The following is a 10,784-nucleotide window of genomic DNA, read 5'->3' on the forward strand; positions in this document are numbered from 1 at the left end:
CGGCGGGCTAAGCCCGCCGCCTCAGCTTGTTTTTTCCAGGGTAAAGACCAGGTGGAGGTAGGGGTCCGCTCCCTCCTGTGCGAAGAGGAATTCCGTTCCATCCAGGTATCCCCGCTGCTCTACCGATTGGGTAATGGTCACGTCCCCCGCCTGGAGGGTGTAGTCCGCAAAGCCCTGCTCGGCAATGGCGTCCAGCACGCCGCTTTTCATCCATGAGATCCCGTTATAGCTCTTCTGCGCGGCGCACAGCGCAATGGCCGCCAGCTGCTTCTGCACGGTATAGGAGCCGATCAGCTGGACCCCGCTCCGCTCTATCTCAATGCGCACACCGGTTACCTGTCCATCGGTGACGGTAAGCTGGTGGGCGGGCGTCGGGCCGCTGTCCCACAGGTCGATCACAACGCCGCCGTGCGGCGCTCCATCCCTCCATGTGCCGTCCGCCTCCATCCGCTCATCGGAGTCCAGCTGCAGAAAGCGGCTCATATCATTGACGTTGTCCGCGTACTGTTCCGGCGTCAGCGTCCCCCGGTGGATGGGCAGAAAGGCCTGCGCCGTCAGCACCAGGAGCAGTGCAAAAACCGCCGCCTCCGCAGCCACGTACCCCAGGCACCGGACGGCGCGATCGTCCTGGATGCGGTAAACGGTCTCCGCTTCCCAGCTCAGGGCCTCCCCCCGCTCGCAGGCACGATAGCTCTTATAATTGCGGTAGAGCTGGTAGATGGGGACCCCGCAGCCCATGCCCTGACAAAAGACGCCCCAAGTCCGTCGAAAGGCCGACCGGAAGCTCAGCTTCCGTCCGTTCCCGTCCCGCACCTCCAGGCCAAACAGTCCTTTGCCCGGGGTGGTCCCCAGGGTGCAGAGCAGCAGCGGCTCCACCCCCAGCATCAGTGCATAGCCGATATAGCGCTCCAGCAGGCGAACGAGCACATTGGGGTCCGGGTTCCAGCGCAGCACCAGCAGCTGCACCGCCGCCCACAGCAGGCCGTACACGCCCAGGTCCAGCGACCGGGCAAAGTACCGCCGCCAGGGATGGGAGACGGTGGGCAGCGCGTCGGTATCCAGGGTAAAGCGCCCCTCCCCCGCCGCAGGCCGGTCCAGCCGCTCCAGGTACCGCCGGGCGTCCAGCGCCTGGTATTCCGCCCCCTCCTGACGTATCTGCCGGCAGATACCGGCCGCCCACTCCAGCTCGGAGCGTTCCGCAGCCAGCTGCGCCTCCCGCTCCCGCAGCGCCGCATCCAGGGACAGCTCCCCCCGCTGCAGGCGCCGGATGGACTCCAGCGACAGGCCCAGCTGACGCAGCAGCTTGATCTTGCGCAGGGTGTCCGTGTCCTCCTCCGAATAATCCCGGTAGCCGTTTTTCTCCCGCCGGGGGCAGACCAGCCCCTCCTGCTCGTAAAAGCGGATGTTGGCCCGGGTCATGTCCAGCAGCGTCTCCAATTGGCTGACATTCATGGCATGCGCCTCCTTATCGGTCTCAGGATAAGGGATAAAGCGGGTTTACAGTCAAGCTTTTTTTCTCAAACGAAGGCGCAGGCCCGCCCGCTACGGTTTCAGCAGCTCCAGCGCCGCGTCCAGCTGGGCGTCTCCCTCTCCGGACGGCTCGACCTCCCGGTCCAGGGTGAGCCCGGCGCCGATGAGCGACTTCCCGCTGCCGGTAAAGTAGGCCCCGGTGGAGATGGCCATGGCGCTGCCGCCGGGCAGCGGAAAGGTCTGCTGGGAATAGCCCTTGCCGCTGGTGGGCTCGCCCACGAGGACGGCCACGCCCCGCTCCTGCAGTTCCGCGGCGAAAAACTCGGCGGCCGAGTAGGTGTTGGCGTTGACCAGCACCGCCATGGGCAGGTCCACGCAGTCCGCGTCCGACTCCGTCACCGTCTCGTGCCCCTGCCGGTCCCGGCTGATGAAGATGGGCCCCTCGTTCAGCAAAAAGTCCAGCATATCGGTCAGCTCTGTCAGATAGCCGCCGCCGTTGTCGCGCATATCGAACACCAGGGCACGCGCCCCCTGCTCCTGGAGCGCGGTCACCGCCGCTTCCAGACGCCGGGCGCTGTTTTCATAGAAATTGGAGAGTTTTACATAGCCCACCTGCCCCTCCAGCAGTTCATACTCCACCGGGTTGCTGTCCAGGGCGGCCCGACGCACCTCCACCGTGCGCGTCTGACCGGTCTGGGCGCGCACCTCCAGCGAGAGGGTGCTCCCCGCCTCCCCGCGGATCCGGTCGGCTCCGTCATAGCGCGCCTCTCCCGCCAGGGACTGCCCGTCCACGGCGGTGATGAGCTCCCCGGCCAGCAGGCCGGCCTGCGCCGCCGGAGAGCCCTCCGTCACCTCCAAAATCAAAAGTCCTTCCTCCCGCTCGTAATTGACGGTAACGCCGATGCCCACATACTGGTTCTTCCGGCGCTGATTCTGGGCCTCATATTCCTCGGCAGTCAGATAGTAGCTCCACCGGTCCCCCAGTCCGTCCACCATCCCTTCCAGCGCCGCGTCTACCACCGCGGCGGTGTCATAGTCTCCCACAAAGCGGGTGTGGACCAGAAACAGGCCCTCCAGCAGGGCCAGGCCGCCCTGGCCCACCACGGCGCGCAGGGCCAGCAGGCCGCCGCCGGTCAGCACAACGGCAGTCAGGAGCACCGCCAGGATCAGCTGCAGGACGGAAAAGCGTTTTGTCTTCATGCTCAGGTTCCTTTCTGTCTAAGAAAAAGCGGGAGCGGACGGAGGGCCTTTGCCCTCCGCCTGCTCCCAACACACGCATCCATCAGTAATCGCGTACAAAACTCATGGAAGTATATTTGCTCTCCGGGTTGATGCGGGTATAATTCTCCCGGATCTCCAGGTGCAGGTGGTTGCCGGTGGAACTGCCGGTGGTGCCCACATAGCCGATCACATCCCCCTGCTTGACCATTTGCCCCTCGGCGACGTTGCGGGAGCTCATATGGGCGTACAGGGTGGAGCTGCCGCTGCCGTGGTCGATGACCACATAATTGCCGTAAGAGGAATGCCTGGCAGAGGTGACCACCTGACCGCTCTTGGCCGCCAGGATCGGGGTTCCTGCCGGGGCCGGGACGTCAATGCCGGTATGGCTGTGGGCCTTGTTGGTGATGGGATGGATGCGGTAGCCAAAGGCGGAGGTGAGCCGGTTATAGCCCGGCAGGGGCCACATGTAATTGCTCTCCGTGTCGATGGTGATATTGTTCTTCCGCCGCTCTTCCTCCAACGCCTTCTGCTTTTTGGCGATCTCCGCCTGGATCTCGGCGGCGGCCGCGCTCTCCGCGTCCAGCTGGCGGTTTACCTCCGCCATGTCCGCATTGATCTGATCCAGCAGCTTCTGGGCTTCCGCCACCTTCTCCTGCTGCTCGGCCTTTTTGGCCTCCTGCTGGGCCCGCGCGTCCTCCTGCTCAGCCCTGGCGCTCTCCAGTTCGGCCTTGATGGACTCGATCTGCCGCCGCGTCTCCACCAGCTGCTCCATGACGGCGTTGTCATAGTCCATCACGTCGTTGATGTCGGCCAGACGGTCCAGCATGTCGGAGAAGCTTTCGGCGTTGAACAGAATGGACCAGTAGGAGACATTTCCATCCTCCTCCATCGCCCGCACCCGCTTGCAGAAGAGCGCGTACTGCTCCTCCTCCCGGGCCACGGCCTCCAGCCGCTCCTCCTCCTTCTGCGCGATCTCCCCGTCGTAATAGACGATCTGCTGATCGATATTGTCGATCTCCGCCTGAATGGCATCCAACTGCTGGGTCAGGATCTGCCGCTGCTGCTGGGCCTTGGCCTGGTCGTCCTTGACCGCAGCCAGCTGCTCTTTCAGCTCCTGCTGGCGGGCTTTGCTTTCGCTTTGTTCTGCTTTCAGCGCGTCGATCTCCGCCTGGGTCACCGCCCCTGCGCCGCCCAGGATCATGGTGAACATGGGCAGCAGGAGCAGCAGCGCCATGCACGCCGCCAGCACGGCCACGATCACACGCCGCCAATCGGTCTTCTGCTTTTTTTGCTTTTGAGGCTGCTTTTGCTGTTTTTTTGTCACGATGGTTCTCCTTTTGATCCGTCCGATTCCTACTAATATTCAATCAAAACGGCTTAAGCTGCTTTGACCGCGCAGAGCGCACTGAATATTTGTGAGACAGGCCTTGCGTCCCGCGGGCACAAACCCGGCGCACACGCCGGCGGGGCGCGGTTCCATTCCCATCATGACGGGAATGGAACCGCCGTATCAAACCTGCAAAAACTTTCGAATCGCCAACACCGAGCCGCCAACACCGATGACCAGGCCCGTACCGGCAAAAACCCCCAGCACCCGCAGCGCCATGGGCTGGAAGGGCAGCACCGTGATCAGGGCGATGGTGTCCGATGTGGTGATCGCGCTGCCCACCAGAGTGTATACGCCCCACTCCAGGAAAAAGGCCGCCACGGCTCCCGTCAGCCCCAGCAGCATGCCCTCAAACACGAAGGGCCAGCGGACAAAGGAGTTGGTGGCGCCGCACATCTTCATGATGGCGATCTCCTCCCTGCGGTTGAAGGTGGCCAGCTTGATGGTATTGGAGATGATGAAGAGCGACACCAGCAGCAGGATCACCACCAAAATGACGGCTACCGCCCCCGCGATGTTGCGCACCACCACGAAGCCCTCGGCGATCTCCAGCTCGGCCCGCACCTTGGCGATGCCGGCCGTGCCTTCCACCTGCGCCACGGTATCTTCCATCCGCTGGATCTCGTCCACATGGATGCGGTAGCGGTCCCGGTAGACCGTGGCGGGCAGGCTTGCAAAAAGCTCGTTATCCGCCTTGTCCGCCGCAAAATTTTCCTGCGCTTCCTCCTTGCTGACAAAGGTGGCGGAGGCCACGTTTGGGATGGCCTCCAGCGTGGCCTGGAGGGCCTGGGTCTGCTCCTGCGTGTAGCGCTCGTCCACGAAAGCCGTAAACTCATTTTCCCGCTCCAGGTCCCCCAGCATATGGTCCACATTCACCGCCACCAAGGTGAAGGAGCCCATGATCAACAGGCAGCAGACGATCATGCATACCGCGGCAAAGGACATAAAGCCGTGGGTGAAGATGCTGCGGAAGCCTTCGGAGAGGAAATATCCGAAATCATATCGTTGTTTCATCGTTGTAATACCCGCCCGTCTCGTCGCTGATGACCCTGCCGTTCTCGATGGCAACCACACGCTTGGCAAAGCGGTTGACCAGTTCCTTTTCGTGGGTGACCACCAGTACGGTGGTGCCCAGTTCGTTGATCCGCTCCAGCAGCATCATGATCTCCAGCGAGCGCTGGGGATCCAGATTGCCGGTGGGCTCATCGGCAATGATCATCTGGGGATTGTTCACCAACGCCCGTGCAATGGCCACCCGCTGCTGCTCGCCGCCGGAGAGTTCGGTGGGACGGCACGCCCCCTTCTGATCCAGCCCCACCAGCTCCAGCACATAGGGGATGCGCTTGCGGATCTCCCGGGGAGCGGCCCCCACCGTGCGCATGGCAAACGTCAGGTTCTCCTCCACCGTCTTTTTTTCGATCAGCCGGAAGTCCTGGAAGATGACCCCCAGGGTGCGCCGCATGTAGGGCACCTGGCGGGGGCGGATGTTGTTCAGGTTGTACCCGTTGACCATCAGCCGCCCGGCGTTGGGCGCGATCTCGGCGGTAATGAGCTTGATGATGGTGGACTTTCCGGAACCGGAGGGGCCCACCAGAAAGACGAACTCCCCGTCGTCGATGCGGAAGCTGACCCCTTTCAGGGCCTTGGTACCGTTATCGTAAGCCTTCTGGATGTCGATCAAACGTATCATGTATGTACCTCAAAAAATTGACAATTGACAACGTTGCATTGTCAATTGTCAATTTTGATCTCTATCATCGTCAGGATTTGATTCCTCTGGAGAGGAGGTATTTCTTCACCATCAGGGCCACCTTGAAGGTAATGGCGTCATCGAATTCCCTCAGATCCAGGCCCGTGAGCTTTTTGATCTTCTCCAGGCGGTACACCAGGGTATTGCGGTGGACGAAGAGCTTGCGGGCCGTCTCAGACACATTCAGGTTGTTTTCAAAGAACTTGTTGATGGTGAACAGCGTTTCCTGATCCAAAGAGTCAATGGGGTTCTTCTTGAAGACCTCCTGGAGGAACATCTCGCACAAGGTGGTGGGCAGCTGATAGATCAGCCGTCCGATGCCCAGATTCTCGTAATTGATGATGGACTTCTCAGTGTCGAAGACCTTGCCCACGTCGATGGCCACCTGGGCCTCCTTGTAGGCCCGGGCCAGCTCCCGGATGTGGGTGACGATGGTGCCGATCCCGATGACGATCTTGACGTGCAGCTCCTCGGTGACGGTCTCCTCGATCTGGCGGGCCAGCTTATACAGGTCCTTGCCCTCCGTGGCGTCGGAGAGCTGCTTGATCAGGGCCACGTCGGTCTCGCTGATGGAGAGGACAAAGTCCACCTGCTTGTCGGGGAACATGCCCTGTACCACGTCGATCAGGGCGGGTTCCGTGGTCTCCACCTGACGGATCAGGAAGACCGCCCGGGGCGCTTCGGAGATAAAATGCAGCTCCTTGGCCCGCACATAAATGTCGCCCAGCAGGATATTGTCGGAGATAATGTTTTTGACAAAGGTCGCCTTGTCGTGCTTTTCCTCATAATAGGTCTTCGCGCCGTTGAGGGCCACGGTGGCCATGGTGCACAGGGTACGCGCCTCCGCGTCGTCCCCCTTGGCAAAGGCGGCGTAGTCGAACTGGGACCCCCAGCCCTGCAGGGCCTTGAAGGTGCGCCCCTCGTAGCGGACGACGCCGCCCTCACCGGCGTTGACCGCTTCCACGGCTGCAGGCCAATGCTCCCCGATACAGCTCAGTTCGTTGCAGGCCACCACCGTCCCTTCGGAATCGATCACACCAATGGCCCGGTCTGTGCTGTCCTTCATCTGCAGGACAACGCTTTGAAACACTCTGCTGGACATAAGCGATAGCCTCCCTTTTTCTGATTCCTCTGCATTGAGGGGCTTTGACGACACACTCGTTGTCCCTTATTATACCGGGTCTTTTCGACCTTTTCAATAGGTTTTGAAAAGTTTTTTGTGGAAATTGCCGAAATACTCTGAAACACAGAGACCAAGGGCCGGATCGCAGGACCGCCGCCGCCCGGTTCAGTCCCCTGCATCCCGCAGGGCGGCGCATTCCGCCGGCGTCAGGTACCGCCACGCCCCCTTCTCCAGCGCCGGGTCCAGCTTCAGCGCTCCCATGCTCAGCCGCTTCAGATAGACGACCTGCTTATATTGGGATGCCACCATACGCTTGATCTGGTGGTACTTTCCCTCCTGGATGGTCACCAACGCCTCTTCCGGACAGTCCAGCCGCTCCAGACGGGCGGGCAGACAGTGCAGGCCGTCCCGCAGCACCATACCGGCGGCAAACGCCGCCTCATCCGCCCCGTCGAAGGGCCGGTCCGCCCGGACAAAGTAGGTCTTATCCACATGCCGCCTGGGGGAAAGCAGCCGGTGGGCCAGGGGGCCGTCGTTGGTGAGCAGCAGCAGGCCTTCCGTATCCTTGTCCAGCCTGCCTACCGGGAAAAGCCCCATCCGGCGCAGATGCTCCGGGAGCAGTTCCATCACCGTGGGCCGCCGGGGGTCTTCGGTAGCGGAGAGCAGCCCGGCCGGCTTGTGGAGCATCACATAGGCCCGCTTTTCCCCGGAAATAATCTCCCCGTCCACCGCGAAGCAGGCGCCGGCCTCATATTTCTCCTCCGGCGCGGCGGCCGCCGCGCCGTCCACCGTCACCCGGCCCTGACGCACCAGCTCCCGCGCCTCTCTGCGGGACCAGCGGCCCGTATTGGCCAAAAGCTTATCCAATCGCTCCATATCACACCTCAACCTCCGTTTCACCGCGGCACGTCCGTTCCGCGCGGACGACGCCTCTCCGACTGCGCAAGCCGTCCTGCGGCGCTTGCGCGCCTCCGGTCCGTTTGCTTCGCTGCGTGTCTTCGTCCGCTGCTCCGCCCGCCTTCGCGCTTCTGGTTGTCCTTTTTCGATTATTTTATCATAGACCTCCCGAAAAAAACATACAGATTACCACGACTGTTTTTCGGAAGGGAGCGTTGCGCTGTGTTTATCTTCACCGCCAAGGTCCATCGCGGGCGCCTCGCGGCCGTGGCGGCAGCGGCCGTCGTGGTCTGCGGCGTACTGGTGGCGGCCGCCGTATTACAAAACGCCCAGGGGGCGGCAGTCTCCACCGCGGCCAGCCCAAAGGGAATCAAGACCGGAGAAGATCGGATCGCCTATCTGGAGAGCTATGGCTGGACCGTAGCCCCGGAGGAGGTCTCCGTGGAGGAACTGGTCATCCCGGAAGCATTCGACGAGACCTATGGTCAGTATCTGGAGCTGCAGTCCTCTCAGGGCTTCGACCTGACCCAGTACTGCGGCAAGCGGGTCAAGCGCTATACCTATGAGATCACCAATTATCCAACCGGCGAAAGCGGCATTCTGGCCGGACTGCTCATCTACAAGAACACCGTAATCGGCGCGGATGTGCTCTCTCCCCAGCTGGGCGGCTTTATCCACGGTTTGGAAATGCCTGCATGAGTCAAAACCTCCGGCAAAGCCGGAGGCTTGAGTAAGCCCTAGAAGGGCATGATACGGACGAAGCCCCTTAAGGGGCCCCGAAAGGTTTGCCGACCGCATTTCTTTCACGGGCTGCCCCTTAAGGGGTTTTCGCTGCGCCTATTTGTTCTGGCGACCCGTAAACGGGTCCACGAACTCCTTAAGTCCCAGTTGATCCGCCAGCTGGTCCGATTCTAATTGGTTTCGGATATATTCCGCTATTTGCTTTTTGTTCCTTCCTACTGTGTCTACATATGGACAATATATATATTAGGAAAACCAGCAAACGGATTAGGTAATCGGGCTATATATCAGCCCGCAGCCTCTTGAACCATAGGGGCGTTGAGCTCGATATATTCAGCCATGCGGCGGAACTCGTCAGCGTATTTGAATTTCACGCTAATATTGCCGCCCTCGTAAACTTTAATATAATCAATGAGCTCGGCCAGAATTTCCCGCGACAGCTTGTCGATGTTCTGATATTTGAGAAACGCGGCCAGAAAAGGACTTTCCGCATCCACGCCGTTTTCCAGTTGTTCCTGCTCGTCTGTCAGCGTCCGCAGGACATTGTTTAGGGCCTCGGCTTGCCGCTTATAGTCCTCGCTCATGTGGCGGTAATCGTTGCGGGTGATCTCCCCGTCTTTCCAGTCTTGATAAAGTGCTTGCTTATATCGCATGATTTTAGCAAGCTCTTTTTCTTTTGCAGCGATGGTATCCTCCAGCCGCTTTGACTTGCTTTTTTTGAGGGGAGCGGAATTGATACGGGACGCCAGCTCTGAATAGGCAACGGCCAAATGTACTTGCTGTTGAATTGCAAACAGGACGCCTGCCTCCAGGCGGTCACTCTTGATGGAGTGCATGGTGCAAGCCTTTTTTGAAAGACTTTTATATGTTCCGCACTGGTAATAGACATAGATGCCTTTTGAAGCGATCCGGGACATTGCCCTGCCGCAGTCGGCGCATTTCAAAAAGCCGCTGAACAAGTAAAGCTGCTTTGCCTTTGGAGCCGTGCGCGTGTCGCGCTTGAGCAGTCCCTGCACCTTATCAAAGGTTTCCCGGTCAATTATGGCCTCGTGGGTATTTTCTACGATAAACCATTCTTCCTCCGGCACCCGCTCCTGGATATGAATTTTATAGCTTTTCACCCGTTGACGGCCCTGCACCATATCCCCCACATAGACACGGTTTTTCAAGATCGTGTCTATGGTGATCGTGCTCCACATAGGATTGCTTTGGGCGTTGGGAGCATTGTATTTGAGCCCCTGCTGTTTCTTGTAGGCCGTGGGGCAAAGGATACCGTGATCGTTCAGATAATAGGTGATCCCCCGCTTGTTCATGCCAGACAGAAACATGGAAAAAATGCTTTTAACTACTTCGGCGGCCTCCGGGTCAATCAGCAAGGCGTGTTTGTCGCCGGGGTCTTTCACATACCCATACGGAGCATACGAACCGATAAACTCACCGTTGCGGCGCTTCATATCAAACACCTGACGGATTTTCTTTGAGGTCTGGTAGCAGTATTGATCGTTCATCACATTGGTAATGGGGACGATAATATTTGATACGCTGTCGGGGTTGCGGTAGCTGTCCACGCCCTCTGCCAAGCTGATAAAACGGACATTGAGCCGGACAAAAAGATTTTCAATCAGGTTTCCGGCATCGGTATAGTTTCGGGAAAGGCGGGACAGGTCTTTTACAATCACGCAGTTAATTCTGCCGCTGGATATATCGGACAGGAGCCGCTGAAAGTCCTCGCGGTTGGTGTCTGTACCTGTTTTTCCGTCATCCACATATACGTCCGCTTCCGCACCCTCATAGAACTCATCCAGGTGGGCCTGGTGGTATTGTTCCAAGAGCCGCCGCTGGTTTACAACGCTGTTGCTTTCATCACGGCCACGGAGCAAATCTTCTTTAGAAAGGCGGATGTATTTCCCTAATCTCCAGCGCATCACATTGTATGAAGTTGGGGAACTGGCACTCATTGTCCCCCGGTTTGCTGTTCTTGCCATGTGTCCTCCTTCCTATCACATTACATCTATATTATACCTCTGTACCGGGGGTACAACAAGGATGACTCCACCTCTGGACAAAGTGGGGCTGTTGACAAAGTGCCTGTTCATTTACTCCGAGCGGAAGAAAGGCAGTAAAAAAGACGCCCACCGGCGTCATCCCATGTACTTTATCATCCTTTTTAAGTTCAAAGCGGTCGCTGAAAGGAG

The 10,784-nt window shown here is 59.4% G+C and carries 9 protein-coding genes and 1 pseudogene; 1 reads left to right on the top strand and 9 read right to left on the bottom strand.

Annotated features, from left to right (window positions below):
• Positions 1 to 21: 21 nt before the first annotated feature.
• The 7 genes from NE547_RS17485 to NE547_RS17515 all read right to left on the bottom strand — a co-directional run bounded on the left by NE547_RS17485 (position 22) and on the right by NE547_RS17515 (position 7,827).
• A complete protein-coding gene (locus NE547_RS17485) occupies positions 22 to 1,452 on the bottom strand; it encodes a MerR family transcriptional regulator (protein ID WP_256176576.1) in 1,431 nt (476 codons plus the stop codon).
• A 90-nt stretch (positions 1,453 to 1,542) separates the two neighbouring features.
• Positions 1,543 to 2,670 (bottom strand): S41 family peptidase, encoded by a 1,128-nt coding sequence (locus NE547_RS17490; RefSeq protein ID WP_256176577.1) that lies wholly within the window; start codon positions 2,668 to 2,670, stop codon positions 1,543 to 1,545.
• An 82-nt stretch (positions 2,671 to 2,752) separates the two neighbouring features.
• A complete protein-coding gene (locus NE547_RS17495) occupies positions 2,753 to 4,015 on the bottom strand; it encodes a peptidoglycan DD-metalloendopeptidase family protein (RefSeq protein WP_256176578.1) in 1,263 nt (420 codons plus the stop codon).
• Between the two features lie 186 nt (positions 4,016 to 4,201).
• A complete protein-coding gene (gene ftsX / locus NE547_RS17500) occupies positions 4,202 to 5,092 on the bottom strand; it encodes a permease-like cell division protein FtsX (RefSeq protein WP_186906198.1) in 891 nt (296 codons plus the stop codon).
• Positions 5,076 to 5,768, bottom strand: a complete 693-nt coding sequence (gene ftsE, locus NE547_RS17505) for a cell division ATP-binding protein FtsE (RefSeq protein ID WP_186906199.1) — start codon at positions 5,766 to 5,768, stop codon at positions 5,076 to 5,078. Before ftsE ends, ftsX begins: the two co-directional genes overlap by 17 nt.
• A gap of 70 nt (positions 5,769 to 5,838) precedes the next feature.
• Entirely contained in the window at positions 5,839 to 6,930 is a 1,092-nt protein-coding gene (locus NE547_RS17510) for a CdaR family transcriptional regulator (protein ID WP_186906200.1), read from the bottom strand.
• Between the two features lie 186 nt (positions 6,931 to 7,116).
• Positions 7,117 to 7,827, bottom strand: a complete 711-nt coding sequence (locus NE547_RS17515) for a pseudouridine synthase (RefSeq protein WP_186906201.1) — start codon at positions 7,825 to 7,827, stop codon at positions 7,117 to 7,119.
• Positions 7,828 to 8,070: 243 nt separating this feature from the next.
• Here NE547_RS17515 and NE547_RS17520 point away from each other — a divergent pair, with 243 nt between their 5' ends.
• Positions 8,071 to 8,547, top strand: a complete 477-nt coding sequence (locus tag NE547_RS17520; protein ID WP_186906202.1) for a DUF4830 domain-containing protein — start codon at positions 8,071 to 8,073, stop codon at positions 8,545 to 8,547.
• A 138-nt stretch (positions 8,548 to 8,685) separates the two neighbouring features.
• Here NE547_RS17520 and NE547_RS17525 read toward each other — a convergent pair.
• Positions 8,686 to 8,820, bottom strand: a pseudogene (locus NE547_RS17525) (IS200/IS605 family transposase); the annotation flags it as partial.
• 56 nt (positions 8,821 to 8,876) lie between these two features.
• Entirely contained in the window at positions 8,877 to 10,574 is a 1,698-nt protein-coding gene (locus NE547_RS17530; protein ID WP_256176579.1) for a recombinase family protein, read from the bottom strand.
• Positions 10,575 to 10,784: the final 210 nt, after the last annotated feature.

The sequence above is a fragment of the Flavonifractor sp. DFI.6.63 genome, assembly GCF_024462255.1.
Taxonomy (GTDB): Bacteria; Bacillota; Clostridia; order Oscillospirales; family Oscillospiraceae; genus Lawsonibacter_A; species Lawsonibacter_A hominis.

Excerpts from the sequence above, each read along its gene's own strand:
- NE547_RS17485 (WP_256176576.1), bottom strand. The coding sequence starts at position 1,452 with ATGAATGTCAGCCAATTGGAGACGCTGCTGGACATGACCCGGGCCAAC.
- NE547_RS17490 (WP_256176577.1), bottom strand. The coding sequence starts at position 2,670 with ATGAAGACAAAACGCTTTTCCGTCCTGCAGCTGATCCTGGCGGTGCTC.
- ftsX (WP_186906198.1), bottom strand. The coding sequence starts at position 5,092 with ATGAAACAACGATATGATTTCGGATATTTCCTCTCCGAAGGCTTCCGC.
- ftsE (WP_186906199.1), bottom strand. The coding sequence starts at position 5,768 with ATGATACGTTTGATCGACATCCAGAAGGCTTACGATAACGGTACCAAG.
- NE547_RS17510 (WP_186906200.1), bottom strand. The coding sequence starts at position 6,930 with ATGTCCAGCAGAGTGTTTCAAAGCGTTGTCCTGCAGATGAAGGACAGC.
- NE547_RS17515 (WP_186906201.1), bottom strand. The coding sequence starts at position 7,827 with ATGGAGCGATTGGATAAGCTTTTGGCCAATACGGGCCGCTGGTCCCGC.
- NE547_RS17530 (WP_256176579.1), bottom strand. The coding sequence starts at position 10,574 with ATGGCAAGAACAGCAAACCGGGGGACAATGAGTGCCAGTTCCCCAACT.